General features: G+C 72.9%; 25 protein-coding genes and 1 tRNA gene. 16 read left to right on the forward strand and 10 right to left on the reverse strand.

The genetic code is table 11. From position 1 onward, the window contains the following. Positions 1-18: 18 nt before the first annotated feature. Together HHL19_RS24765 and HHL19_RS24770 are read left to right on the forward strand one after the other, a co-directional pair. Complete coding sequence (locus HHL19_RS24765; RefSeq protein ID WP_169092553.1) at positions 19-240, forward strand: hypothetical protein; 222 nt, start codon at positions 19-21, stop codon at positions 238-240. 33 nt (positions 241-273) lie between these two features. Continuing rightward, positions 274-831, forward strand: a complete 558-nt coding sequence (locus HHL19_RS24770; RefSeq protein ID WP_206325738.1) for an LLM class flavin-dependent oxidoreductase — start codon at positions 274-276, stop codon at positions 829-831. Between the two features lie 181 nt (positions 832-1,012). Here the strand turns inward: HHL19_RS24770 and HHL19_RS24775 are convergent, their stop codons facing one another. Beyond that, positions 1,013-2,410 (reverse strand): gluconate:H+ symporter, encoded by a 1,398-nt coding sequence (locus HHL19_RS24775; RefSeq protein WP_169092833.1) that lies wholly within the window; start codon positions 2,408-2,410, stop codon positions 1,013-1,015. A gap of 47 nt (positions 2,411-2,457) precedes the next feature. After that, a complete protein-coding gene (locus tag HHL19_RS24780; protein WP_169092555.1) occupies positions 2,458-2,985 on the reverse strand; it encodes a gluconokinase in 528 nt (175 codons plus the stop codon). A gap of 202 nt (positions 2,986-3,187) precedes the next feature. Here HHL19_RS24780 and HHL19_RS24785 point away from each other — a divergent pair, with 202 nt between their 5' ends. The 4 genes from HHL19_RS24785 (at position 3,188) to HHL19_RS24800 (ending at position 7,362) form a co-directional block, all read left to right on the forward strand. Beyond that, positions 3,188-3,889: an FCD domain-containing protein gene (locus HHL19_RS24785; RefSeq protein WP_169092556.1), complete on the forward strand. Its 702-nt coding sequence runs from the start codon at positions 3,188-3,190 to the stop codon at positions 3,887-3,889. A 175-nt stretch (positions 3,890-4,064) separates the two neighbouring features. Beyond that, positions 4,065-5,522, forward strand: a complete 1,458-nt coding sequence (locus tag HHL19_RS24790; protein WP_169092557.1) for an amino acid permease — start codon at positions 4,065-4,067, stop codon at positions 5,520-5,522. A gap of 134 nt (positions 5,523-5,656) precedes the next feature. Further along, positions 5,657-6,742: an S-(hydroxymethyl)mycothiol dehydrogenase gene (locus HHL19_RS24795; RefSeq protein ID WP_169092558.1), complete on the forward strand. Its 1,086-nt coding sequence runs from the start codon at positions 5,657-5,659 to the stop codon at positions 6,740-6,742. Next, complete coding sequence (locus HHL19_RS24800) at positions 6,742-7,362, forward strand: MBL fold metallo-hydrolase (RefSeq protein WP_169092559.1); 621 nt, start codon at positions 6,742-6,744, stop codon at positions 7,360-7,362. Before HHL19_RS24795 ends, HHL19_RS24800 begins: the two co-directional genes overlap by 1 nt. Here HHL19_RS24800 and HHL19_RS24805 read toward each other — a convergent pair whose 3' ends face one another. Together HHL19_RS24805 and HHL19_RS24810 are read right to left on the reverse strand one after the other, a co-directional pair. After that, on the reverse strand, positions 7,363-8,307 hold the full coding sequence (locus HHL19_RS24805; RefSeq protein ID WP_169092560.1) for an RluA family pseudouridine synthase: 945 nt from the start codon (positions 8,305-8,307) through the stop codon (positions 7,363-7,365). It abuts the gene before it with no gap. Positions 8,308-8,393: 86 nt separating this feature from the next. After that, positions 8,394-8,478 (reverse strand) — tRNA-Leu (locus HHL19_RS24810). Positions 8,479-8,637: 159 nt separating this feature from the next. On the opposite strand from HHL19_RS24810, the gene HHL19_RS24815 reads away from it, so the two are divergent. The 3 genes from HHL19_RS24815 to HHL19_RS24825 all read left to right on the forward strand — a co-directional run bounded on the left by HHL19_RS24815 (position 8,638) and on the right by HHL19_RS24825 (position 11,345). Then, positions 8,638-9,963 carry a M20/M25/M40 family metallo-hydrolase gene (locus tag HHL19_RS24815; RefSeq protein WP_169092561.1) on the forward strand — a complete coding sequence of 442 codons (1,326 nt, stop codon included), beginning with the start codon at positions 8,638-8,640 and terminating at the stop codon, positions 9,961-9,963. Positions 9,964-10,108: 145 nt separating this feature from the next. Then, a complete protein-coding gene (gene chpH / locus HHL19_RS24820; protein ID WP_015032475.1) occupies positions 10,109-10,342 on the forward strand; it encodes a chaplin ChpH in 234 nt (77 codons plus the stop codon). A 172-nt stretch (positions 10,343-10,514) separates the two neighbouring features. Next, positions 10,515-11,345: a chaplin gene (locus tag HHL19_RS24825; protein ID WP_169092562.1), complete on the forward strand. Its 831-nt coding sequence runs from the start codon at positions 10,515-10,517 to the stop codon at positions 11,343-11,345. A 58-nt stretch (positions 11,346-11,403) separates the two neighbouring features. Here HHL19_RS24825 and HHL19_RS24830 read toward each other — a convergent pair whose 3' ends face one another. After that, entirely contained in the window at positions 11,404-11,592 is a 189-nt protein-coding gene (locus HHL19_RS24830) for a DUF5703 family protein (protein WP_169092563.1), read from the reverse strand. Between the two features lie 47 nt (positions 11,593-11,639). On the opposite strand from HHL19_RS24830, the gene HHL19_RS24835 reads away from it, so the two are divergent. Continuing rightward, entirely contained in the window at positions 11,640-12,278 is a 639-nt protein-coding gene (locus tag HHL19_RS24835) for a hypothetical protein (RefSeq protein ID WP_169092564.1), read from the forward strand. A gap of 77 nt (positions 12,279-12,355) precedes the next feature. On the opposite strand, the gene HHL19_RS24840 is transcribed toward HHL19_RS24835, so the two are convergent. Both HHL19_RS24840 and HHL19_RS24845 read right to left on the reverse strand, forming a co-directional pair. After that, entirely contained in the window at positions 12,356-14,548 is a 2,193-nt protein-coding gene (locus tag HHL19_RS24840; RefSeq protein ID WP_169092565.1) for an ATP-dependent RecD-like DNA helicase, read from the reverse strand. Next, a complete protein-coding gene (locus HHL19_RS24845) occupies positions 14,545-15,522 on the reverse strand; it encodes an aldo/keto reductase (protein ID WP_169092566.1) in 978 nt (325 codons plus the stop codon). Before HHL19_RS24845 ends, HHL19_RS24840 begins: the two co-directional genes overlap by 4 nt. Before the next feature lie 164 nt (positions 15,523-15,686). Between HHL19_RS24845 and HHL19_RS24850 the strand changes: the two genes are divergently transcribed. Then, positions 15,687-16,736 (forward strand): LLM class F420-dependent oxidoreductase, encoded by a 1,050-nt coding sequence (locus tag HHL19_RS24850; RefSeq protein WP_169092567.1) that lies wholly within the window; start codon positions 15,687-15,689, stop codon positions 16,734-16,736. 215 nt (positions 16,737-16,951) lie between these two features. Further along, the gene (locus HHL19_RS24855; RefSeq protein WP_169092568.1) at positions 16,952-17,737 is read left to right on the forward strand and encodes a ferritin-like domain-containing protein; all 786 of its coding nucleotides are present in this window, start codon (positions 16,952-16,954) and stop codon (positions 17,735-17,737) included. Positions 17,738-17,786: 49 nt separating this feature from the next. Here the strand turns inward: HHL19_RS24855 and HHL19_RS24860 are convergent, their stop codons facing one another. Next, positions 17,787-18,779 carry a magnesium and cobalt transport protein CorA gene (locus tag HHL19_RS24860; protein ID WP_169092834.1) on the reverse strand — a complete coding sequence of 331 codons (993 nt, stop codon included), beginning with the start codon at positions 18,777-18,779 and terminating at the stop codon, positions 17,787-17,789. Positions 18,780-18,833: 54 nt separating this feature from the next. On the opposite strand from HHL19_RS24860, the gene HHL19_RS24865 reads away from it, so the two are divergent. The 4 genes from HHL19_RS24865 to mshC all read left to right on the forward strand — a co-directional run bounded on the left by HHL19_RS24865 (position 18,834) and on the right by mshC (position 22,366). Then, positions 18,834-19,523: a histidine phosphatase family protein gene (locus tag HHL19_RS24865; RefSeq protein ID WP_169092569.1), complete on the forward strand. Its 690-nt coding sequence runs from the start codon at positions 18,834-18,836 to the stop codon at positions 19,521-19,523. Positions 19,524-19,588: 65 nt separating this feature from the next. Then, the gene (locus HHL19_RS24870; RefSeq protein ID WP_169092570.1) at positions 19,589-20,179 is read left to right on the forward strand and encodes a DUF3090 domain-containing protein; all 591 of its coding nucleotides are present in this window, start codon (positions 19,589-19,591) and stop codon (positions 20,177-20,179) included. After that, positions 20,176-20,979 carry an SCO1664 family protein gene (locus HHL19_RS24875; RefSeq protein ID WP_169092571.1) on the forward strand — a complete coding sequence of 268 codons (804 nt, stop codon included), beginning with the start codon at positions 20,176-20,178 and terminating at the stop codon, positions 20,977-20,979. The genes HHL19_RS24870 and HHL19_RS24875 overlap by 4 nt, the downstream gene beginning before the upstream one ends. Before the next feature lie 157 nt (positions 20,980-21,136). Next, positions 21,137-22,366: a cysteine--1-D-myo-inosityl 2-amino-2-deoxy-alpha-D-glucopyranoside ligase gene (gene mshC, locus HHL19_RS24880; RefSeq protein WP_169092572.1), complete on the forward strand. Its 1,230-nt coding sequence runs from the start codon at positions 21,137-21,139 to the stop codon at positions 22,364-22,366. 45 nt (positions 22,367-22,411) lie between these two features. On the opposite strand, the gene HHL19_RS24885 is transcribed toward mshC, so the two are convergent. Together HHL19_RS24885 and HHL19_RS24890 are read right to left on the reverse strand one after the other, a co-directional pair. Further along, entirely contained in the window at positions 22,412-23,431 is a 1,020-nt protein-coding gene (locus HHL19_RS24885; RefSeq protein ID WP_169092573.1) for a PAC2 family protein, read from the reverse strand. A gap of 203 nt (positions 23,432-23,634) precedes the next feature. Continuing rightward, positions 23,635-25,242: a glycerol-3-phosphate dehydrogenase/oxidase gene (locus tag HHL19_RS24890; protein ID WP_169092574.1), complete on the reverse strand. Its 1,608-nt coding sequence runs from the start codon at positions 25,240-25,242 to the stop codon at positions 23,635-23,637. Between the last annotated feature and the right edge of the window lies 1 nt (position 25,243).

Here is a 25,243-nt window from a genome sequence, read left to right on the forward strand (position 1 = left end):
TCATACGGCCACGCCCGCGTGGCCGGGGTCGCACTGCCCCAGTACGGCACCCACGCCCGCGCCGACCGCGTCGCGGGCTTCGCGCGGGACGCGGAGGAGGCGGGCTTCGACTCGTTCTGGGTCGGCGACCGCGCCCTGACCTCCGTCGCCCCCGGCGACCTCTACCCGGGGCACACGCCCCGAGGCACACGCCGGAGGACCCGTACCCCCGGCAGTACCGGACCTTCCTCGACCCGCTGACGGTGCTCACCGTCGCCGCCGGCGCGACCTCCCGTGCCCGGCTCGGCACGAGCACCTTCAACGGCCGGCCCCTGGTATCCGCCGGTGCCGCTCGCCCGCTCCCTCACCTCGCTCGACCAGGTCAGCGGCGGACGCCTCGACGTCGGCCTCGGCATCGGCTGGATGCGGGACGAGTACACCGCCGTCGGCGCCGACTTCGCCCGGCGCGGGGCCCTCCTCGACGAGCTGCTCGACGTCCTCCACGGCGTGTGGACCCGGGAGGAGTTCGGCCACCGGGGGCGCCGCTGGACGATCCCCGACGCGTACGTGGGCCTCCGCCCCGTCCAGCCCGCCGGACCCCCGCCCAGCCCGCCGGACCCCCCGTCCACCTCGGCGGCTTCAGTCCGGCCGCCCTGCGCCGGGTGGGCCGCCGGGCAGCAGATCCGCTGCGATCCGGCCCCGGGCGCCACCGCGGACGCGATCGCCACGCTCCTCGACGGGGTGCGTGCCACCGGTGCCGACGGCTGTTTCGTCGACCTCCAGCAGTCGGTCGACACCCCCGACGAGGCCCTGGAGCTCGGGGTGAAGATCCTGGGCCTGCTGCGGGGCTGAGCACGGCGAGGCCCCGCCCTCCACGACGAGGCCCCGCCCTCCACGACGAGGCCCCGCCCTCCACGACGAGGCCCCGCCCTCCACGACGAGGCCCCGCCCTCCACGACGAGGCCCCGCCCTCCACGACGAGGCCCCGCCCTCCACCAGGAGGTCCGAGGCCCCGCGCGGCGCCTTCGGCGCGCTACACCAGCAGCGACAGCAGCAGCACGAACACCAGGCCCACCACCGAGATGATGGTCTCCATCACCGACCAGGTCTTGATCGTCTGGCCGACGTTCATGCCGAAGTACTCCTTCACCAGCCAGAAACCGGCGTCGTTGACGTGGCTGAAGAAGAGCGAACCGGCACCGATGGCCAGCACGAGCAGCGCCGTCTCACCGGTCGACATGCCCGCGGCCAGCGGGGCCACCAGGCCCGCCGCCGAGATCGTCGCGACCGTGGCGGAGCCCGTCGCGAGCCGGATGGCGACCGCGATCAGCCAGGCGAGGAACAGGGCCGGTATCGACCAGTCCTTGGAGAAGTCCAGGACCATCTGACCGACGCCGATGTCGATCAGGGTCTGCTTGAAGCCGCCGCCGGCACCGACGATCAGCAGCACGCCCGCGATCGGGGCGAGGGACTTCTCGACGGTCGAGGACAGCCGCTCCTTGGTGAAGCCGGCCGCGCGGCCCAGCGTGAACAGGGCCACTATGACGGCGGCGAGCAGCGCGATCAGCGGCGAGCCGACGACGTCGGTGACCTTCTGCACCGCGTTCTCCGGGTCGTCGACGACGATGTCGACGAGCGCCTTCACCAGCATCAGGACGACCGGCAGCATCACGGTGGCGACGGTGACGCCGAAGCCGGGGCGCTTGTCCAGGTCCTCGGAGGGACGCGACGGGATCATGTGCTCGGGCGCCTGGATGTCCACCCAGCGGGCGGCGTACCGGGAGAAGAGCGGTCCGGCGATGATCACGGTCGGGACGGCGACGACCAGGCCGAGGGCGAGGGTGACGCCGAGGTTGGCGCCGACCGCGTCGATCGCGACGAGCGGGCCGGGGTGCGGCGGGATGAGCCCGTGCATCACGGAGAGACCGGCGAGGGCGGGGATGCCGATCCGCATCAGGGAGTAGTTGCCGCGTTTGGCGACCATCAGGACCACCGGGATCAGCAGCACGATGCCGACCTCGAAGAAGAGCGGCAGACCGATCACCGAGGCGATGAGGACCATCGCCCACGGCATGGACCGCTTGCTCGCCTTCGCGAGGATCGTGTCGACGATCTGGTCGGCGCCGCCCGAGTCGGCGAGCAGCTTGCCGAGGATCGCGCCGAGCGCGATCAGCACGCCGACGCCGGCGACGGTGTTGCCGAGTCCGGTGCTGAACGACGTGATGGTGTCCGCGAGCGGCGCCCCCGCGAACGCGCCGAGCGCGAGCGAGCCGATGGTCAGCGCCAGGAAGGCGTGCAGCTTGAACTTGGTGATGAGCAGGACGATGACGGCGATGCCGGCGAGAACGGCGATGCCCAGCTGGGCGTTGCCGGCCGAGGTGATCGGTTCGACGGCGTCCGCTGCCAGGGTCTCGACGCTGAGACTGGTCACGGTCACGGTGGTGTCCTTCGTACGGGCAGGTGGGGGACGGGGAGGGGTCAGCCGGCGAGGCGCCGCAGCGCGGCGACGGCCCGGTCGGTGATCTCCTCGGGGGTGCCGGAGACGTCGACGGAGACGCCGGCCTCGTCGTCCTGCAGCGGCTGCAGGGTGGCGAACTGGGAGTCGAGCAGCGCGGTGGGCATGAAGTGGCCCCTGCGGGCGGCCATCCGGCCCTCGATCAGCTCCCGGTCGCCGGTGAGATGGAGGAAGACGATCCCGGGGGCGGCCGCGCGCAGCCGGTCCCGGTAGATCCGCTTCAGTGCGGAACTGCTCACCACTCCGCCGAGCCCGGCCCGGTCGTGCGCCCAGGCGCCGATGGCGTCGAGCCACGGTTCCCGGTCGGCGTCGTCGAGCGGGACGCCGGCCGACATCTTGGCCACGTTGGCCGCCGGGTGGAAGTCGTCGCCCTCCGCGTAGGGCAGGCCGAGGGCGTCCGCGACCAGCGGGCCGATCGTGGTCTTCCCGGTCCCGGCGACGCCCATGATGACGACGACCGGGGGAGCGGCGGGGTGGGGGGTGGTGCTCATGGGGGGTGCCTCGCTGTCTTCTTCGACATCGGTGCTGCTCGACATCGGTGCTGTCTTCGTGACATCGGTGCTGTCTCGCGACATCGATCCGTCGCGCTCATGAAACCTATTGAGTACGACGTATTCAAGAGTCTGTGACGTAAAAGTAGTACTTTTAATTCCCGACGGGATCACCGGACGGTGCCCGCATAGGCTGAGCCCCATGACGACATCGGCCCAGGGGCTCCACTCGCACGTGCTCGCCACCCTGGGCCTGGCCATCACCGCCGGGGAGTACCCGCCCGGCACGGTGCTCCGCACCGACGAGCTCGCCCAGACCTTCGACGTCTCCCGGACCGTCGTCCGCGAGGTCGTCCGCGTCCTGGAGTCGATGCACCTGGTGGAGTCCCGCCGCCGGGTCGGCGTCACGGTCCTGCCCACCGCGAGCTGGAACGTGTACGACCCCCAGGTCATCCGCTGGCGCCTGGCCGGCGCCGACCGCCCCCGCCAGCTCCGCTCCCTCACCGTGCTGCGCTCCGCCGTCGAACCCGTCGCCGCCGGCCTCGCCGCCCTGAACGCCACCCCGGACCAGTGCCGCGAGCTCACCGAGCAGGCCCTCGGCATGGTCGCCACCTCGCGCGGCCGGCAGCTGGAGGCGTACCTCGTCCACGACATCGCCTTCCACCGGGTCGTCCTGAACGCCTCGGGGAACGAGATGTTCGCCCGCCTCGGCGACGTCGTCGCCGAGGTCCTCACCGGCCGCACCCACCACCACGTGATGTTCGAGGACCCCGACCCGACCGCCGTCACCCTCCACGTCCAGGTCGCCGAGGCCGTACGGGAGCGGGACGCCGCCCGCGCCGAGGCGCTGACCCGCGAGATCGCCGTCGGCGCCTTGAAGGAACTGGACGTTCTCGCTCCGTAGGGCCTGGTAACCGGCCCGTAACCTCTGAACTAGCTCAAATCCGGGCGTTCAGTGACACCCGTCACAGTCAGCGAGCGGGTGTAACCGTGAGGATGTCCGCTGGCCACGTCAGGGCGACCCCCAGAGGGCATGGCCGTACCGCACAGCCCCTCCCCTCACGAAGGCGAACAACTCCATGAGTGACCGCGTCATCGCGGCCGAGCCGCTGTCCGCCGCGCCGGCGAGCACGGCAGCCTCCCCCCACGTGGACGCCGGCGACGCCGGATACCGCAAGGACCTCAAGTCCCGGCACATCAACATGATCGCCATCGGCGGCGCGATCGGCACCGGCCTCTTCCTGGGCGCCGGCGGCCGCATGGCCAGCGCCGGCCCCTCGCTCTTCATCGCGTACGCGGTCTGCGGCGTCTTCGCCTTCTTCGTGGTCCGGGCCCTGGGCGAGCTGGTGCTCTACCGCCCGTCCTCCGGCGCCTTCGTCTCCTACGCCCGTGAGTTCATGGGCGAGAAGGGCGCCTACACGGCCGGCTGGCTCTACTTCCTGAACTGGTCGACCACCGCCGTCGCCGACATCACCGCCGCGGCCACCTACGCCCACTTCTGGTCGATGTTCAGCGACGTCCCGCAGTGGATCCTCGCCCTGATCGCCCTCGCGGTCGTCCTCGCCGCCAACCTCATCTCGGTGAAGTACTTCGGCGAGATGGAGTTCTGGTTCGCGATCATCAAGGTCGCCGCGCTCGTCGCCTTCATGCTCGTCGGCATCTTCCTCGTCGTGACCTCGCACGACGTCGGCGGCTCCACCCCGGGCCTCGCCAACATCACCGACAACGGCGGCATCTTCCCCAACGGCATGATGCCGATGCTCCTGCTCATCCAGGGCGTCGTCTTCGCCTACGCCTCCGTCGAGCTCTGCGGCGTCGCCGCCGGCGAGACCGAGAACCCCGAGAAGATCATGCCGAAGGCGATCAACTCGATCATGTGGCGCGTCGGCCTCTTCTACGTCGGCTCCGTCGTCCTGCTCGCGCTGATCCTCCCGTACACCGCCTACTCCGACGACCAGAGCCCCTTCGTCACCGTCTTCGACAAGCTGGGCGTCCCCGGCGCCGCCGGAGTGATGAACCTCGTCGTCCTCACCGCGGCCCTCTCCAGCCTCAACTCCGGCCTGTACTCCACCGGCCGCATCCTGCGCTCCATGTCGCTGGCCGGCTCCGCGCCGAAGTTCACCGGCGTCATGAACAAGGGCGGCGTCCCCTACGGCGGCATCCTGCTCACCGCGGGCTTCGGCGTCGTCGGCGTGATCCTCAACGCCCGGATGCCCGAGGACGCCTTCGAGCTGGTCCTCAACTTCGCCTCGATCGGCATCATCGGCACCTGGGCCATGATCATGGTGTGTTCGCTGCTCTTCGTCCGCCGCGCCAAGCAGGGCGCGCTCACCCGCCCGACCTACCAGCTGCCCTGGGCCCCGTACACCCAGATCGTGACCCTGGTCTTCCTCGGCTCCGTCCTCGTCCTCATGTGGATGGACGGCGGCATCGGCCGCACCACCGTGAACTGCCTGCCGCTGATCGGCGCGGCCCTCGTCGGCGGCTGGTTCCTGGTCCGCCGCAGGGTCCGCGAGACCGCCGGCAAGCAGGACTGACCCACCCCCCACTCGACTCCCCCCCCACGGGAGCGGCGGACCCCCGCGGCCACACGGCCTGCGGGGGTCTCGCCTTTTATCAGGAGATAGTGGTACGCAGGAGGCTTACAAGATCCTCTGAAGGGAAGTCAGCGATGCCACAGCACGTGCGGGGCGTCATCGCCCCCGGCCGCAACGAGCCGGTGCGGATCGAGACCGTCGTCGTCCCCGACCCGGGCCCCGGCGAGGCCGTCGTCCGCGTCGAGGCCTGCGGTGTCTGCCACACCGACCTGCACTACAAGCAGGGCGGGATCAACGACGACTTCCCCTTCCTCCTCGGCCACGAGGCCGCGGGCACCGTGGAAGCGGTCGGCGAGGGCGTCACCGACGTCGCCCCCGGCGACTACGTGATCCTCAACTGGCGGGCCGTCTGCGGCCAGTGCCGCGCCTGCCGCCGCGGCCGCCCCTGGTACTGCTTCGACACCCACAACGCGAAGCAGAAGATGACGCTCCTCGACGGCACGGAGCTCTCCCCGGCCCTCGGCATCGGCGCCTTCGCCGAGAAGACCCTCGTCGCCGCCGGCCAGTGCACCAAGGTCGACCGCTCCGTCGCCCCCGAGATCGCCGGCCTCCTCGGCTGCGGCGTGATGGCCGGCATCGGCGCCGCGATCAACACCGGCAACGTCTCCCGCGGCGACACCGTCGCCGTCATCGGCTGCGGAGGCGTCGGCGACGCCGCCATCGTCGGCTCCCGCCTCGCCGGCGCCGCGAAGATCATCGCCGTCGACGTCGACGAGCGAAAACTGGCCAAGGCCAAGGAGATGGGCGCCACCGACACCGTCGACTCGCGCGCCACCGACCCCGTCGAGGCGATCCGCGCCCTCACCGGCGGCTTCGGCGCCGACGTCGTCATCGAGGCCGTCGGCCGCCCCGAGACGTACCAGCAGGCCTTCTACGCCCGCGACCTCGCCGGCACCGTCGTCCTCGTCGGCGTCCCCACCCCCGAGATGCGGCTCGAACTGCCCCTCCTCGACGTCTTCGGCCGCGGCGGCTCCCTCAAGTCCTCCTGGTACGGCGACTGCCTGCCCTCCCGCGACTTCCCCATGCTCATCGACCTGCACCGGCAGGGCCGCATCGACCTCGGCGCCTTCGTCACCGAGACCATCGCCCTCGACGACGTCGAGAAGGCCTTCGCCCGCATGCACGAGGGCGACGTGCTGCGCTCGGTGGTGGTGCTGTGATGACCGCCCGCATCGACCACCTGGTCACCTCCGGCACCTTCAGCCTCGACGGCGGCACCTGGGACGTCGACAACAACGTCTGGATCGTCGGCGACGACGAGGAGGCGATCGTCATCGACGCCGCCCACGACGCCGACGCCGTCCTCGAAGCCCTCGACGGCCGCGCCCTGCGCGCCATCGTCTGCACCCACGCCCACGACGACCACGTCGGCGCCGCCCCCGCGCTCGCCGCCGCCACCGGCGCCCGCATCCTGCTCCACCCCGCCGACCAGCCGCTGTGGAAGCTCACCCACCCCGACCACACCCCCGACGGCGACCTCGCCGACGGCCAGGTCCTCACCATCGCCGGCACCGACCTGAAGGTCCTCCACACCCCGGGCCACGCCCCCGGAGCGGTCTGCCTGTACGTCCCCGACCTGGGCACCGTCTTCACCGGCGACACCCTCTTCCAGGGCGGCCCCGGCGCCACCGGCCGGTCCTTCTCCGACTTCCCCACGATCGTCGACTCGATCCGGGAGAAGCTCCTCACCCTCCCGCCGGAGACGGTCGTCCGCACCGGCCACGGCGACTCCACCACCATCGCCGCGGAAGCCCCGCACCTCCAGGAGTGGCTGCGCTGACTATGCGGCTCCGCCGCGCGGGCCGGGGACACTGAGCGAGAGGCGGCTCGTGAACCGCCTCTCCTCACCCGTGAACGGGTCGGGGAACTCCAGCGCCGCCGCCAGCAGCCGCAGCGGCCGCCGGTAGTCCTCCGGCCCGTCCTCACGCACCACCGGATACATCGGATCGTCGACGATCGGCAGCCCCAGCGCGTTCATGTGCACCCGCAGCTGATGCGTCTTCCCGGTCTCCGGCAGCAGCCGGTACCGCCCGTACGCGCCGACCCGCTCCACCAGCTCGATCCGGCTCACCGCGTTCGGCTCGCCCGGCACCTCCCGGGCGGCGAGCACCCCCCGCTCCTTCTCGATCCGGCTGCGCACCGTCACCGGCAGCGCCACCCCGGGGTCGTACGGTGCCACCGCCTCGTACTCCTTGCGCACCCGCCGCTCCTTGAACAGCAGCTGGTACGCCCCCCGGTCCGCCGGCCGCACCACGAAGAGCACGAGCCCCGCCGTCAGCCGGTCCAGCCGGTGCGCCGGCTGCAGCTCCGGCATCCCCAGCTCCGCCCGCAGCCGCGCCACCGCCGTCTCGGTCACATGCCGCCCGCGCGGGGTCGTCGCCAGGAAGTGCGGCTTGTCCGCCACCAGGATCCGCTCGTCCCGGTACACCACCCCGATCCCGAACGGCACCCTCTCCTCGGGCGCGAGGTCCCGGTGGAACCACAGCCACCGCCCCGGCTCGTACGGCTCCGAGGCCGCCGCCGCCCGCCCGTCGGCCCCCACGAACCGCCCCGCGTCCAGCATGGCGCCGATCCGCTCCGCACCGACCGCGGCCCCGTACCGGCCGAGCAGATACGCCCCCACGGTCGGCCAGGCCCCCTCCGGATCCTCCGGCAGCCGGAGCCGTACGGGATCGATCCCGTCCCGCTGCGGCAGCGGCGCCGCCGGCACCCTCTTCCTGCGCACCGCTCCGCCTCGCTCGTGTCCGTGAACGCCGAAGTCCCGACAACGCCGAAGTCCCGGCCGAGTGAACTCGACCGGGACTTCTTCTGTGTCCGAGGGGGGACTTGAACCCCCACGCCCGATAAAGGGCACTAGCACCTCAAGCTAGCGCGTCTGCCATTCCGCCACCCGGACTAGGTGTCTGTCTCGCGGCCCTGGGCCGTTCCGACGAGGAAAACCATAGCAAACATTCGGACCGGTCGATCACCACGCCCTTGCGCCGCCGGGGCGGGCGCGGGGGAGGATGGGACGAGCACAAGGAAGCACGTGGGGCACGTCGTGGGAGGAAGCAGCGTGAGCGAGTCGAACACCGGCCGGACCGTCGCGGGCGAGGACGAGGTCGTCGACCTCTGCCGTGACCTCATCCGCATCGACACCAGCAACTACGGCGACCACTCCGGACCGGGTGAGCGCGCCGCCGCCGAGTACGTCGCCGAGAAGCTCGCCGAGGTCGGCCTCGAACCGAAGATCATCGAGTCCCACAAGGGCCGGGCCTCCACCGTGGCCCGCATCGAGGGCGAGGACCCCTCGCGCCCGGCGCTGCTCATCCACGGGCACACCGACGTCGTCCCGGCCGACGCCGCCGACTGGACCCACCACCCCTTCTCCGGCGAGGTCGCCGACGGCTGCGTCTGGGGCCGCGGCGCCGTCGACATGAAGAACATGGACGCGATGACCCTCGCGGTCGTCCGCGACCGGCTGCGCAGCGGCCGCAAGCCCCCGCGCGACATCGTCCTCGCCTTCCTCGCCGACGAGGAGGCCGGCGGCACCTACGGCGCCCGCCACCTGGTCGACCGGCACCGGGACGTCTTCGACGGGGTCACCGAGGCCATCGGCGAGGTCGGCGGCTTCTCCTTCACCGTGAACGAGAACCTCCGCCTCTACCTGGTCGAGACCGCCCAGAAGGGCATGCACTGGATGCGGCTCACCGTCGAGGGCACGGCCGGCCACGGCTCGATGACCAACGACGACAACGCCATCACCGAGCTGTGCGAGGCCGTCGGCCGGCTCGGCCGCCACCAGTGGCCGGTCCGCGTCACCAAGACCGTCCGCAGCTTCCTCGACGAGCTGTCCGACGCCCTCGGCACCCCGCTCGATCCCGAGGACATGGACGGCACCCTCGCCAAGCTCGGCGGCATCGCCAAGATGGTCGGCGCCACCCTGCGCAACTCCGCCGCCCCCACCATGCTCGGCGCCGGCTACAAGGTGAACGTCATCCCCGGCCAGGCCACCGCCCACGTCGACGGCCGCTTCCTGCCCGGCTACGAGCAGGAGTTCCTCGCCGACCTCGACCGGATCCTCGGCCCGAAGGTCAAGCGCGAGGACGTGCACGGCGACAAGGCCCTGGAGACCAGCTTCGACGGCGCGCTCGTCGACGCCATGCAGCTCGCCCTGCGCGCCGAGGACCCGATCGCACGCGCCGTCCCGTACATGCTCTCCGGCGGCACCGACGCCAAGTCCTTCGACGACCTCGGCATCCGCTGCTTCGGCTTCGCCCCGCTCCAGCTGCCGCCCGAGCTCGACTTCGCCGGCATGTTCCACGGCGTCGACGAGCGCGTCCCCGTCGACGGCCTGAAGTTCGGCGTGCGCGTCCTGGACCGCTTCCTCGACGCCTGCTGACCGCCGGCCGGGCCCGAATTCGGCAGCGCGTTTGGGTTTGCCCGGAAAGAGTGAATGCACCCGGGGGCTCGTAGCCCCCACCCTTCCCCCTCGTTACAGGTGATGCGGTCCGCGGCTGGGGCCGCATTGCCAACTAGGAGGAATAATGATCAAGAAGGTCGTCGCTGCTGCGGCTGCCACCGGCGGTCTCGTTCTCGCGGGCGCGGGCATGGCCGTCGCCGACGCGGGTGCCCAGGGTGCGGCCATCGGTTCCCCCGGTGTCCTCTCGGGCAACGTCGTGCAGGTCCCGGTTCACGTGCCCGTGAACGTCTGCGGCAACACGGTCTCCGTGATCGGTCTGCTGAACCCCGCCTTCGGCAACACCTGCGTCAACGCCTGACGTTGTGCCCCGCCCCTTGAGGGCGTGAGCCGTCCGGCCCCGGAGTGCGTGCCATGCACTCCGGGGCCGGTGGCCATTCCGCCCCGGGCACGGGCCCGGTGGCCCTCACTCCCCGCCGGTCGGGCCTTCCAGGCCGATCAGGCGCATTGCCGAGAAGGCAGGTAAGCAAGCTATGCGACAGGTCACGCGCAAGAGCATCATCACCGTCGCGGCGGCCGGAGGCGTCTTCGCGCTCGGCGGCGGTATCGCGCAGGCGGATTCCGGCGCGAACGGTACGGCCAGGAACTCACCCGGAGTCGCGTCCGGGAACACCGTGCAGGTCCCGATCCATGCCCCGGTCAACGCCTGCGGAAACACGGTGAACGTCGTCGGGGTGCTCAACCCGGCGATGGGCAACTCCTGCGCGAACATCCCCGCGCAGTCCGGCCCCGGCACGTCCGGCGGCGCGTACGCGAGCGACTCCCCGGGCGTGGCCTCCGGCAACACGGTGGTGGTCCCGGTCGAGGTGCCCGTGAACGCGTGCGGCAACAGCGTCACGGGCATCGGTCTCGGCAACGCCGCCGCGGGCAACGACTGCGCCAACGGCCAGACCCCGGACTCCGGCTACGGCGAGGAGGAGCCCGGCGGCTACGGCGAGGAACCGGGCGGCTACGGCGAGGAGCCCGGCGGTTACGGCGAGGAGACCCCGCCGGGGACCCCCGGGACTCCGGGCACGCCCGGCACCCCTGGTACTCCGGGGACCCCTGGTACGCCGGGTACTCCCGGGACCCCGGGCACTCCTGGTACCCCCGGCACGCCGGGCACGCCCGGCACCCCCGGTGTGCCGCCCGGCTCCGGCGGTGGTTCGAACCACCCCGGGCCGCAGCTCACGCCGCCGCCGGCCTCCCCGGAAGAGCTCGCCGAGACCGGCTCGTCCGCGCCGCTCGGCGTGATCGTCCCGGCCGCCGCAGGGATGCTCCTCGCGGGCTCGCTGGTCTACCGCCGCTCCCGCCGCGGCGCCTGACCCGCACCGGCCGGAACGCGAAGGGGCCCCGCGCCGTGCGGGGCCCCTTCCGCGTCCGTCACCAGGTCGCGCGGATCTGACGGATGATCCGCCGCTTCAGCCGCACCCTGCGGCTGCCGTCCAGGCGGAGGGTGAGTCGGTCCAACTCCCAGTGTCCGTACTCGGCATGGTCGGTCAGAAGCCGCGTCGCCTCCTTGCGGGAGATCCCTCGCGGCACGTACACGTCGACAAATTCGTATTCCGGCATCGCATCTATTGTGCGGGCACCGGCCCGGTACGGATAGCGTCTGTCCCATGTCTGATGCTGCGCAGCCCACCGCTGCCGAGGTACGTGCCGCCGCAGAGGCGGTCAAGACCGCACTGGACCGCCACCTCGCGGCGGTCGAAGGCCGCTCGGGGGACGACGACCCGGCGGTGTACGAGGCGTTCAACGCGCTCGCCGCGGCCGCCGAGTCCTACGACGAACTCCTCTACGACCGCTACGACGAGGTGACCCCCTTCGAGATCCCCGGGGCCGACGACGGGCTGCCGCCCTACGCCGGACCTGACGAACCCCACGCCCTCAGCGTGCTGATCCGCCGCGACTACGCGGTGGCCGAGCCCCGCCGGCTGGTGGCCCAGGCCGGGCGCGTCGCCGACCTGGACCACGACGAGGACGGGCCCCGCACCACGGCCGCCGCCCTCGGCGTCCTCTTCGGGGAGTACGAGCCCGACGAGATCGCCTCCCGGCACAAGGACTTCGGCCTGGAGGAGGGCGACTCCACGCTCTGGGTGACCGCCGCGGGCGAGCTCCCGGAGCCGGGGGAGTGGCTGGCCACCCCCTTCGAGCAGGCCGACCCGGAGCGGATCGTCTGCCGCTTCGACATCAGCTCCGTCTTCGACGACGACGAGGACGACGGCGAGGAGGTCGGCGAGGTGGCCGCCGGCCGCTGACGCGCGACGGGGAGGACGCCGGAGGGCCGGGACATCACTGCGGATGTCCCGGCCCTCCGGCGTTCCGCCGTCCGTCCCTACTCCTCGCCGGACGCGGCGAGGAGGGCGATCAGGAGGGGGCGCAGCCGGGTCGTGCGCGCCGGGGCGAGGACCTCGGCCACCGAGCGGGGCAGCGCCTGGTCCACGCCGTGCACGACCGACAGATGGCGCTCGGCCCGGCCGAAGGCCGTGTAGACCCACGGCCGGCTCAGGCCAGGGGCCGCGTCGCCCGGCAGGACCACGACCACCGCGGGCCAGCGGCCGCCCGCCGCCTGGTGCGCGGTGAGCGCCCAGCCGTGCCGCAGCGCCGACTCCACCCGCTCCTTCGGTACGAGGACCTCGCCGTCGCCGGTGCGCACCCGGAGGCCCTCGGCGTCGGCCCCGAGGACCGTGCCGGTCACCGTCCGGCCGGGCACCGGCGCGTACGCCACCCGGTCGCCCGGGTCGTAGCCGCCGAAGCGGCCGGGGCCGGGGTTCAGCCGCTGCTTCAGGGCCGTGTTCAGGGCGCGCGTCCCGGCCGAGCCGCCGTGGCCGACCGTGATCACCCGGGTCTGCTCGGGGGTGAGCCCGAAGGCGCGCGGCACCGAGTCGGCGACCAGCTGGACCGTGCGGTGCACGGCCTCGCCGGCGTCCCGCACGGGGACGATCACGACCTCCTTGCCGGGGGCCTCGACCTGGTTCAGCTCCCCGATGCCGATGCCCGAGACCAGCTCGCCGAGCGGGCCGGGGTCGGGGCGGCGGGAGGCCACCCGGGGGCAGACGCGGGCCGCCAGGGCGTCGGCGAAGACCGCGCCGGGACCGGTCGCCCCGAGGACCTCCGGGTCGCCGCTGAGCACCAGCCGGCAGCCGTCCGGGAGGGCCTCGACGAGCATCGCGCCCGTCTCCACGTCCAACTGCGGGGCGTCGAGGACCACCAGCAGGTCCAGGGCGAGGGAGCCCTCCTCGTCCCGGCCGGGACCGGCCGTCCCGGAGAGCAGCGCGGCGAGCGTCACGGCCCTCCCGGAGGCGCGGTCCTCCTCGCTCAGGCGCTCGGCGTCGTGCACCGTGACCAGGACGCGCAGGCCGCGCTCCCGGGCCGTGGCGGCGAGCTCCAGCGGCTCGGCGCGGGCGGCCTCGCCGCCGGTGTGCAGCACCAGACCGTGGCCGCCGACGGCCCGCTCCAGCTCGCCGCCGTCCCACTCCCGCGCGGTGACCGTGCGGACCAGCCGGGCGAGGCCGTCCGCGAGGCTCTCCTCGGCCAGGGCGTACCGGTCGAGCCCGAGCAGCGCCGGCTCCGCCGGACCCCCGTCGGGCCCGGCGCCCTCCGCGCCCGCCTCGCCCTCTTCGCCCTCTTCGCCCTCGGCGTCCTCCTCGGGCTCCCGCGGGGCCTCGTCCTCCTCCTGGAAGACCAGGACGGCGCCCTCGGAGACGGCCGTGCCGACGGCCTTCTCGGGGTCGGGGACCTGGTGCCGAGCGAGTCCGGCCGCCACCTCGTCGACGGTGAGCGCGGTGTGGCCCTGGAGGGCGGCGCGGTCGAGCAGCCACACGGTCAGGGCGACGGCCCGGCGCGGATCGTCGGGACCGCAGGCGCCGCCGAGCAGCGCCCGCGCGAAGCCGTCGGCCTGCTCCGGCCGCACCCCGGGCACGGCGAGGAGCTGCCACGGGTCCTCGGTCAGGGCCTCGGCGGCCTGCTCGCCGAGCGCGCCGACGACCTGTCCGGCCAGCGCCTCGGGCGCGCCGCCCCGGGCCAGCACCTCGCGGACCCCGGCGAGCGCGCCGGCCGTGGGCGCGGCAGGCGCCGCCGGGGCGGGCGGGCGGACGGTGGTCTCGGGCGGGCGCGTGGGGCGCGTCGGCTCGGGCGCCGGAGCGTAGAAGGCGCCGCCGGACGCGGAGCCGCCCTCGACGGCCCGTACGGCGGCGAGCAGATCGGCGGCGGTGCCGCTGAGCTTGGCCCCGCTCACCACGGGCCCGGACTTCTCGGCCTTCCGCGCCTCGATCCTGGCCCGCAGCTCCCGCTGGGCCGCCAGCTCCGCCTGCGCCTCGCTCACCTCCGGCGCCGTCTCTTCCGTAGCAGCCTCCTGTGTCGAGGCCCCCTCCGACGCCTTCTCCGGCGAGGTCCCCTCCGACGCCTCCTCCGGCGCCTCCTCCGAGGGGGCCTCGACGGTGTCGGCCGTCTCGGTGGACGTCGGCGCGTCCTCGGGGGCCACGTCCTCGGGTGCCTCGGGCGCGGTCTCCCCGGCAGGCTCGGTCACAAGGTGCTCCAGTCGTGATCCGGATAACGGTGCACGGGCGCGGACACATCGTCCAAAGCCCGGCAGATCTCGTCAGGAAGACTAAGGCCCTCCACCGACAGCGCGGCCGTGAGCTGGCGTGCCGTGCGCGCGCCGACGATCGGGGCGGTCACGCCCGGCCGGTCCCTGACCCAGGCGAGCGCCACGTGCAGCGGGCTCGTGTTGAGCCCGTCGGCGGCGGTGCCGACGGCGTGCACGATCCGGCTTGCGGCCTCGTCGAGGTACGGCTCCACGAACGGCGCGAGCGCCTCCGACGCGCCCCGGGAGTCGGCCGGGGTGCCGCCGCGGTACTTGCCGGTGAGCACTCCGCGGCCCAGCGGGGAGGACGGCAGCAGGCCTATGCCGAGGTCGACGGCGGCCGGCAGTACCTCCCGCTCGACGCCCCGCTGGAGCAGCGAGTACTCCAGCTGCGCCCCGGCGAGCCGGGTGCGGTCGCCGGCCAGCTGCCAGGTGCCCGCCTTGGCGAGCTGCCAGCCGCAGAAGTTGGCCACGCCCGCGTACCGCGCCCGGCCGCTGCGTACCGCGATGTCGAGGGCCTGGAGGGACTCCTCCAGCGGGGTGTGCGGGTCGTAGGCGTGCAGCTGCCACAGGTCGACGTGGTCCGTGCCGAGCCGGGCCAGGGAGGCGTCGAGCGCGGCGAGCAGATGGCCGCGCGAGCCGTCGGTGCGGCGGTCGGGGTCCGGGACGCTGCCGGCCTTGGTGGACAGGACCAGGTCGCGGCGCGGCACCAGCCGCTCCATGAGCTGGCCCAGGAGGTACTCCGCCTCTCCGCCGCCGTACACGTCGGCGGTGTCCACGAGCGTGCCGCCCGCGTCCCAGAACGCCTTCAACTGCTCGGCGGCGTCGTGCTCGTCGGTGTCCCGCCCCCAGGTGAGCGTGCCGAGCCCGATGCGTGAGACGCGCAGGCCGGTACGTCCGAGATGCCTCTGCTCCATGGGCGGGACATTACTGGCCAGGGCACCACGCGCAGAGACCCTGTGGATGGAAGCTGTGGACAGAGACGGTGGACGACGGCGTGGCGTCCGGCCCCTGACGGATGCGGGAGGCGCGCGCTAGAGTCCGGACGAGAGACGTTACCGATGGGTAAGGGGTGCGTGGAATGCGGCTCGGCATCAACCTCGGCTACTGGGGCGCCGGCATGGACGGCGACAACCTCGCCGTCGCGCAGGAGGCCGACCGGCTCGGCTACGACGTCTGCTGGGCGGCGGAGGCGTACGGCTCGGACGCGCCGACCGTGCTCTCCTGGGTCGCCGCGAAGACGGAGCGGATCGACGTCGGCTCGGCGATCATGCAGATCCCGGCCCGGCAGCCCGCGATGACGGCGATGACCGCCGCCACCCTGGACTCGCTCTCCGGCGGCCGTTTCCGCCTCGGCCTCGGCGTCTCGGGACCGCAGGTCTCCGAGGGCTGGTACGGCGTGAAGTTCGACAAGCCGCTCGCCCGGACCCGCGAGTACGTGGAGATCGTCCGCAAGGCGATGTCCCGCGAGCGCCTCACCCACGAGGGCGAGCACTGGACGCTCCCGCTGCCCGGCGGCCCCGGCAAGCCGATCAAGCTGACCGTCCACCCGCAGCGCGAGCACATCCCGCTGTACATCGCGGCGATCGGCCCGAAGAACCTGGAGCAGACCGGCGAGATCGCCGACGGCGCCCTGCTGATCTTCCCCTCGGCCGAGCACCTGGAGGAGACGGCCCTGAAGCCGCTGCGGGCGGGCCGCGAGAAGGCCGGCCTGACCATGGACGGCTTCGACGTCTGTCCGACGCTGCCGCTCGCCCTCGGCGAGGACGTCGAGGCGCTCGCCGACGTCTTCCGGCCGTACACCGCCCTCTACGTGGGCGGCATGGGCAGCCGCAAGCAGAACTTCTACAACCAGCTCGCCCAGCGCATGGGGTACGAGAAGGAGGCCGCCGAGATCCAGGAGAAGTACCTGGCCGGCGACAAGACGGGCGCCGCGGCGGCCGTGCCCCGCTCGCTGATCGACCAGACCGCCCTGCTCGGCACCGTCGACCGGATCGCGGACCGTATGACCGCCTACGCGGAGGCGGGCGTCACCACGCTGACCCTGGCCCCGGCCGGCTTCACCCTCGACGAGCGCCTCACCGCGCTGCGCGCGGGCGTCGACGCCCTGGAGCGGGCGGGGCTGGCGTAAGGAAGGGAAGGCCTGCGGCCGTGGTGGGGGCTCGGGGGTCTTCCCCGCCACGGCCGTCATGCCGTTCAACGCGCCACCGCGCCCCCGGTTACGGCCGCGGCTCTCACTCTTTCGGCCGACACCGCCGCCCCCTCCTGTTGCCCGCCGTCCCGGACCGCATTTGACTCGGTCTCCCGGACGCGCGGAGTGCGGTCGTCCGCAGGGAGGTGGCAGCGATGCTCACGGCCAAGAGCCTGTTCCAGGAAATCATCGACGACGACGAGGCCTTCCGGCTCTTCTGTTCGATCGCCGCCAGCGGCGAGACGCAGGGCGGCTGGGAGAACGCCCGGATCGCCGCCCTCGTCGCCCCCGGCATGCGGGAGCTCGCGCCCAAGATCACCCGGCACGGCGCCGACGAGGACAAGCACGGGCGCATCTTCAACGCGCTGCTGCGCAAGCGGGGCCTCGAACCCGTCCCCGTACCGCCCGAGACCGACTACACGATGCTCCTCGAACGGCGCGGCATCGGGCTCGCCCACGAGAAGCTCCGCGGCGACCGGCCGCTGACCGAGCGGGACGTCATCGTCTACCTCGCGCACAGCAGGGTCACCGAGCAGCGCGCGGCCGACCAGATGGACATGCTCGTGACCTACTTCGGGGACCACCCGGAGCTGGGCAAGGCCATCCACATGATCGACAACGACGAGGCCAACCACCTCGCCTACTGCCACGAGGAGCTGCTCCGGCTCGCCCGGGCCGGTCACGGCCGCCTCATCCAGACCACCCTGCGCGAGTCGGCGCTCGCCGAGATCCAGATCTACCGGGACGTCAGCCTCGCCGTCATGAGCCACATGGGCCGGATCCTGAAGTGGCCGAAGGCCAAGGGCGCGGTGCTCGCCGCCGGCATCCACGCCATGTACGCCTACGAGCGCCTCGCCGGCTGGCACAAGATGATCAGTCTGAGGATGCCGGAGCGGCGCGACGCCCTGGGCGGCCCCGCCACCCCCGCACCCGCGTTCTGACATACTCCGGCGGCGCGGCCGGCTTTCTTCCCCGGAATCAGCCGCCTTCTCAGAGCCAGCCGCGTCGCTTGAACAGCCGGTAGAGGCCCGTCTCGATCCCCGCCATCAGCAGGATCAGCGCCGGGTACGACCACACCCAGTGAAGTTCCGGCATGTGGTCGAAGTTCATGCCGTAGATCCCGGCGACCATCGTGGGCACCGCGGCCATCGCCGCCCAGGCCGAGATCTTCCGCATGTCGTCGTTCTGCCGCACCCCCATCTGCGCCAGATGCGCCGAGAGCACGTCCGACAGCAGCCGGTCCAACCCCTCCACCTGCTCGTTCGCCCGCAGCAGATGGTCGTTGACGTCCCGGAAGAAGGGCTGCGACTCCTCGTTCACGAACGGCACGGCGCCCGCCGTCAGCCGGGCCATCGGCCCCGCCAGCGGCCCCGTCGCCCGACGGAACTCCAGGACCTGCCGCTTCGCCGTGTAGATCCGCTCCGCCGTGTTCACCGTGCCCGTCCCGCCCGGCGCGAAGACGTCGGCCTCCAGCTCCTCCAGGTCCACCTGGAGCTCGCCCGCCACGTCCAGGTAGTGGTCCACCACCGCGTCGCTCACCGCGTACAGCACCGCCGTCGGCCCGTGCCGCAGCACCTCCGGCTGGGTCTCCAGGCGCCTGCGCACCGCCGCCAGCGGCGCCCCCTCGCCGTGCCGGACCGTCACCACGAAGGAGTCGCCCAGGAAGAGCATCAGCTCGCCGGACGAGACCCGGTCGCTCTCCGGCTCGTAGTCCACCGGCTTGAGCACCGCGAAGAGGGAGTCGTCGTACACCTCCAGCTTGGGCCGCTGATGGGCCTTCAGGGCGTCCTCGACGGCCAGCGGATGCAGGGCGAACTCCGAGGTCACATGGTCGAACTCGGCCTCCGTCGGTTCGTAGAGGCCCAGCCACAGGAAGGCGTGGCCGCTCTCCCGGGCCTCGGCGAGGGCGTGCGAGAGGTCGCTGCCGCATTCCGTCCGGCGCCCGTCGCGGTACAGGGCAGAATCGACGATCACGCGCCGTATTCTCCCCCGTCCCCTCCCACCCCGCACGCGCGCGTGCGCCGTAGGCTGGCCGGCATGGCCACGCTCATCCTCGTCCGGCACGGACGCTCGACCGCCAACACCTCCGGACTGCTCGCCGGCCGCACGCCGGGCGTGGCGCTCGACGAGCGCGGCGCCGCCCAGGCCGCCGCCCTCCCCGCCCGGCTCGCCGGGATCCCGCTCGCCGCCGCCGTCTCCAGCCCCCTCCAGCGCTGCCGCGAGACCCTCCAGCCGCTCCTGGACGCCCGCCCCGACCTGCCGCTCCACATCGAGGAGCGGGTCAACGAGTGCGACTACGGCGACTGGTCGGGACGCAAGCTCGCCGAGCTGAACGACGAACCGCTGATGGAGGTCGTCCAGGCGCACGCCTCCGCCGCCGCCTTCCCCGGCGGCGAGTCCATGCGCGCCATGCAGACCAGGGCCGTCGAGGCCGTCCGCGACTGGAACGCCCGGATCGAGGCCGAGCACGGCGAGGACGCCGTCTACGCCCTCTGCTCCCACGGCGACGTGATCAAGTCCCTCGTCGCCGACGCCCTCGGCCTCCACCTCGACCTCTTCCAGCGCATCCACGTCGACCCCTGCTCACTCACCGTGATCCGCTACACCCGGCTGCGCCCCTTCCTGGTCCGCCTGGGTGACACCGGGGACCTCGCCGCACTGGCCCCGCGCGAGACTCCGGAGGCCGGTGGGACGGCCGAGGTGGGGGGCGGCGCGGGCGCACCGTGATCCGCGCGCAGTAGGGTGGACTCGCCGTTGCAGTACGACAGTCGACAGTCAAGGGAGCCGGGAGAGTGTCCCGTCAGGTGTTCCTCTACGACCCGCCGGAGCGCTTCGTGGCCGGTACGGTCGGACTGCCTGGCCGCCGCACGTTCTTCCTCCAGGCGTCCGCGGCCGGCCGGGTCACCAGCGTCGCCCTGGAGAAGGCCCAGGTGGCCGCACTCGCCGAGCGCATCGACGAGCTCCTCGACGAGGTCCTGCGCCGCACCGGGGGCAACGCCCCGGTCCCGGCCGTGGCCCCCGCCGACATCGCCGACACCGCCCCCCTCGACACCCCCGTCGAGGAGGAGTTCCGGGTCGGCACCATGGCCCTCGCCTGGGACGGCGAGGAGCAGCGCATGATCGTCGAGGCGCAGGCCCTGGTCGAGCTGGACGCGGACTCCGAGGAGGATCTCGCCGCGGCCGAGGAGCGGCTGCTCCAGGACGAGGAGAACGGCCCGCCGATGCTCCGGGTCCGCCTCAGCGGCGCCCAGGCCCGCGCCTTCGCCAAGCGGGCCCTGGACGTGGTCAACGCCGGCCGGCCGCCGTGCCCCCTGTGCAGCCTCCCGCTGGACCCCGAGGGCCATGTCTGCCCCCGCCAGAACGGATACCGCCGCGGAGCATGAGCAGCCCCGAGTTCCCGCCGGACACCGAGCTGCTCGCCCGAGGTGAGCTGACCGTCCGCGGCCAGGTCCGCGAGGCCTCCAACGCGGTGCTCTACTGCACCGTCGCCCACGAGGGCCGCGAGGCCGCCTGCGTCTACAAGCCGGTCGCGGGGGAGCGTCCCCTGTGGGACTTCCCCGACGGCACCCTCGCCGAGCGCGAGGTCGCCGCGTACGAGCTCTCCGAGGCCACCGGCTGGGGCCTGGTCCCGCCGACGGTGCTGCGGGACGGCCCGTACGGCGAGGGCATGGTGCAGCTCTGGGTCGAGGCCGACCCGGACGCCCGGCTCCTCGCCCTCACCGAGGACGAGGAGGCCGGCGCGGGCTGGAGGGCGATCGGCCCCGCCGAGGTGGGGGAGGGGCGCACCGCGCTCCTCGTCCACGCCGACACCCCCGAGCTGCGCCGCCTCGCCGTCCTCGACGCGGTGATGAACAACGGCGACCGCAAGGGCGGCCATCTGCTCCCCGCCCCCGGCGGCCGGCTCTACGGCATCGACCACGGCGTCTCCTTCCACGTGGACGACAAGCTGCGCACCCTGCTGTGGGGCTGGGCCGGCCAGGAGCTGCCCCCGGAGGCCACCGAGGTCCTCACCGGCCTCGGCCGCGCGCTCGCCCCCGGAGCGCCCCTCGCCACCCGGCTGGGGGAACTGCTCACGGACGCCGAGGTGTCCGCCGTACGGGAGCGGGTGGCGGCGCTGCTGACCACCGGGCGTCACCCGGAGCCGTCCGGGCAGTGGCCCGCGATCCCCTGGCCGCCGGTCTAGGAGCCGTACGGTTTCGGCCACATCGGATCCGCCCCCGGCAGCGCCGCCGGACCCCCGCGGGGTGTGCACACCCGTCGCTGACCCGCAAGAGTGCGTGATCGGACAAGATTCCGGATCCGGTTCGTATCCGGAAGAGCTGTCCGGTTAGGCTCGGGGCATGCATGCCTGGCCCGCTTCCGAGGTCCCCGCCCTTCCCGGCAAGGGCCGCGACCTCCGGATCCACGACACCGCGACCGGCGGACGAGTGACCCTCGCCCCCGGTCCCGTCGCCCGTATCTACGTCTGCGGCATCACGCCCTACGACGCGACCCACATGGGTCACGCGGCGACCTACAACGCGTTCGACCTCGTGCAGCGCGTGTGGCTCGACACCAAGCGGCAGGTGCACTACGTCCAGAACGTCACGGACGTGGACGACCCGCTCCTGGAGCGCGCCCTGCGGGACGACATCGACTGGACCGAACTCGCCGAGCGCGAGACCTCCCTCTTCCGCGAGGACATGACCGCCCTGCGGATGCTGCCGCCGCGCCACTACGTCGGCGCGGTCGAGTCGGTACCGTCGATCATCCCGCTGGTCGAGCGGCTCCGGGACAACGGCGCGGCCTACGAGCTCGACGGCGACGTCTACTTCTCCGTCGAGGCCGACCCGCACTTCGGCGAGGTCTCGCACTACTCCACCGCACTGATGCGCCACCTCTCCGCCGAGCGCGGCGGCGACCCCGAGCGGCCCGGCAAGAAGAACCCGCTCGACCCGATGCTGTGGATGGCCGCCCGCGAGGGCGAGCCCAGCTGGGACGGCGGCAGCCTCGGACCCGGCCGCCCCGGCTGGCACATCGAGTGCGTCGCCATCGCCCTCGACCACCTCGGCATGGGCTTCGACGTGCAGGGCGGCGGCTCCGACCTGATCTTCCCGCACCACGAGATGGGCGCCTCGCACGCCCAGACCCTCACCGGCGAGTTCCCCATGGCCAAGGCGTACGTCCACGCCGGCATGGTCGCCCTGCACGGCGAGAAGATGTCCAAGTCCAAGGGCAACCTGGTCTTCGTCTCCGCGCTCCGCCGCGACGGCGTCGACCCGGCCGCCATCCGGCTCGCCCTCCTCGCCCACCACTACCGCGCCGACTGGGAGTGGACCGACCAGGTCCTCGCCGACGCCGTCGCCCGCCTCGACCGCTGGCGCGCCGCGGTCTCCCGGCCCGACGGCCCGTCCGCCGACGCCCTCGTCGAGGAGGTCCGCGAGGCGCTCTCCGACGACCTCGACGCCCCGGCTGCGCTCGCCGCGGTCGACCGCTGGGCCGCCCGCCAGGAGGCCGACGGCGGCACCGACGAGTCCGCCCCCGGCCTCGCCTCCCGCACGGTCGACGCGCTCCTCGGCGTCGCTCTCTAGGCAGCGGACAGGAAGAGGGGGACGGCCAAGGCCGTCCCCCTCTTCTCATTCCTCGTCGCCGTCCGCGTCGGGCTCCTCGGACTGTTCCGGCTGTTCCGGCTGTTCGGACTGTTCCGGCTGTTCCGGTTTCGGCGGCCGGGTCCGGCCGCTGCCCGGATCGCGCAGGTACGAGGTGTCCCCGCTCTCCGTCGCCAACCCCGGACCGCCGGGTCCAGGACCCTGGCCGGGGTCGCGCCGCCGCAGATAGCGCTCGAACTCGCGGGCGATCGCCTCGCCCGACGCCTCCGGAAGCTCCGCGGTGTCCCGCGCCTCCTCCAGCGTCTGCACGTACTCGGCGACCTCACTGTCCTCCGCCGCCAGCTGGTCCACCCCCAGCTGCCAGGCGCGCGCGTCCTCGGGCAGCTCGCCCAGCGGGATCCGCAGCCCGATCAGGTCCTCCAGGCGGTTGAGCAGCGCCAGCGTCGCCTTGGGGTTCGGCGGCTGCGACACGTAGTGCGGCACCGCCGCCCACAGGCTCACGGCCGGCACGCCCGCGTGGGTGCACGCCTCCTGGAGGATGCCGACGATGCCGGTGGGACCCTCGTACCGGGTCTCCTCCAGGTCCATCGTCCGGGCCAGGTCCGGGTCGGAGGTGACGCCGCTGACCGGCACCGGGCGGGTGTGCGGGGTGTCGCCGAGCAGCGCGCCCAGGATCACCACCATCTCGACGCCCAGCTCGTGCGCGAAGCCGAGCAGCTCGTTGCAGAAGGAGCGCCAGCGCATCGAGGGCTCGATGCCCCGGACCAGGACCAGGTCGCGCGGCTTCTCCCCGCCGATCCGGACCACGGAGAGCCGGGTGGTCGGCCAGGTGATCTTCCGGACGCCGTTCTCCAGGAAGACCGTCGGGCGGTTGACCTGGAAGTCGTAGTAGTCCTCGGCGTCGAGCGCCGCGAAGACCTCGCCCTTCCATTCCCGGTCCAGATGAGCGACCGCGGTGGAGGCGGCGTCGCCGGCGTCGTTCCAGCCCTCGAACGCGGCCACCATGACCGGGTCGATCAGCTCGGGTACCCCCTCGAGCTCGATCACCCAGCGCCTCCTTCTTCGAAGTTCGTGTCGTACGGACCAACCTTACGGCTTCCGGGTCGTCCGGCCGCAGCCCTCGGGCACGCCCGAAAACCCGTGCGGCCTTGATCGACTACCCAGGATCGGGGCCCCGCACACGGGCACGCGAGAGGGGCGGTCCACACCCTCCCCGGAGTGGACCGCCCCTCGGCTCGTGGCGCCCATCGTCACCGCGCGCGCAGCATCGCGTCGACCTCGGAGCGGATCTCGTCCGTGGCGAGGCCGCGGATGGTCAGGGTGGTGCGGCGGCGCAGCACGTCGTCGGCCGTCTCGGCCCACTCGTGGTCGCGGGCGTAGGCGACCTGCGCCCAGATCTCCGGGGCGTCCGGGTGGATCCGGCGGGCCAGCTCCGGGTTCTCGTTCGCCATCCGGGCGATGTCGAAGGAGAGCGAACCGTAGTGCGTGGCCAGGTGCTTGGCGGTGTCGGCGGCCATCCGCGGGCCGGGGGCCGGGCCGTCGACGAGCAGCCGGTGGGCGACCGCGTTCGGGTTGGCGATGCCGGGGAGCGGCAGCCGCTTCGGGAGGGTGGAGACCGACTCGTAGTCCTCGCCCAGCGGGTGGCCGGGAAGCGCCTCCAGCTTCTTCATGATGGTGCGGCCGATGTGGCGGAAGGTGGTCCACTTGCCGCCGGCGACCGACAGCATCCCGCCGCGGCCCTCGGTGACGACCGTCTCGCGCTTGGCCTTGGAGGTGTCGCCGGGACCGCCCGGGAGCACCCGCAGGCCGGCGAAGGCGTAGGTGATGAGGGAGCGGTCGAGCTGCTGGTCGCGGATGGAGAAGGCGGCCTCGTCCAGGATCTGGGCGGTGTCCTTCTCGGTGACCGCGACCTCGCCCGGGTCGCCCTCGTACTCCTCGTCGGTGGTGCCGAGCAGGAGCATGTCCTCCCAGGGGAGGGCGAAGGTGATCCGGTACTTGTCGATCGGGGTGGCGAGCGCGGCCTTCCACGGGGCGGTCCGCTTGAGGACCAGGTGGGCGCCCTTGGAGAGGCGGATGGAGGGGGCCGCGTTGGGGTCCTCCATCTTCCGCAGGTGGTCGACCCAGGGGCCGGTGGCGTTGAGGACGAGCCGCGCGGTGACGCCGAACTCCTCGCCGGACATGCGGTCCTTGAGCTCGGCGCCGGTGACCCGGCCCTTGGTGAAGCGGAGCCCGGTGACCTCGGCGTGGTTGAGGACGACGGCGCCGGCGTCGACGGCCGCGCGGACCGTCATGAGCGCCATGCGGGCGTCGTTCATCTGGTCGTCGCCGTAGACGGCGACCGCCTTGAGGTTGTCGGTGCGCAGCTCGGGCACGTCCTGGGCCGCCTTGGCGGGGGAGAGGAGGTGGCCGACGCCGTCGCCGAAGGCGGAGAGCGCGGAGTACGCGAAGACTCCGGCGCCCAGCTTGGCGGCGCCGTGCGGGCCGCCCTTGTAGACGGGCAGGTAGAAGGTGAGCGGGTTGGACAGGTGGGGGGCGACCTGCCGGGAGACGGCGCGCCGCTCGAAGTGGTTCTCGGCGACGAGCTTCACGGCGCCGGTCTGCAGGTAGCGCAGGCCGCCGTGGAGGAGCTTGGAGGAGGCCGAGGAGGTGGCGCCGGCGAAGTCGCCGGCGTCCACCAGGGCCACCCGCAGACCGGACTGCGCGGCGTGCCAGGCGGTGGAGATGCCCAGGATGCCGCCGCCGATCACCAGCAGGTCGTACGTCGCCTTGGCAAGCTGCTCTCTGGTCTCGGCACGGGTCGGAAGCGAGCCGGCGGCCGGGTGCGTTCCGAGGGCGGGAACGGTCTGCGGGGTGGTCATC

Source organism: Streptomyces sp. R302 (assembly GCF_012927245.1).
Taxonomy (GTDB): domain Bacteria; phylum Actinomycetota; class Actinomycetes; order Streptomycetales; family Streptomycetaceae; genus Streptomyces.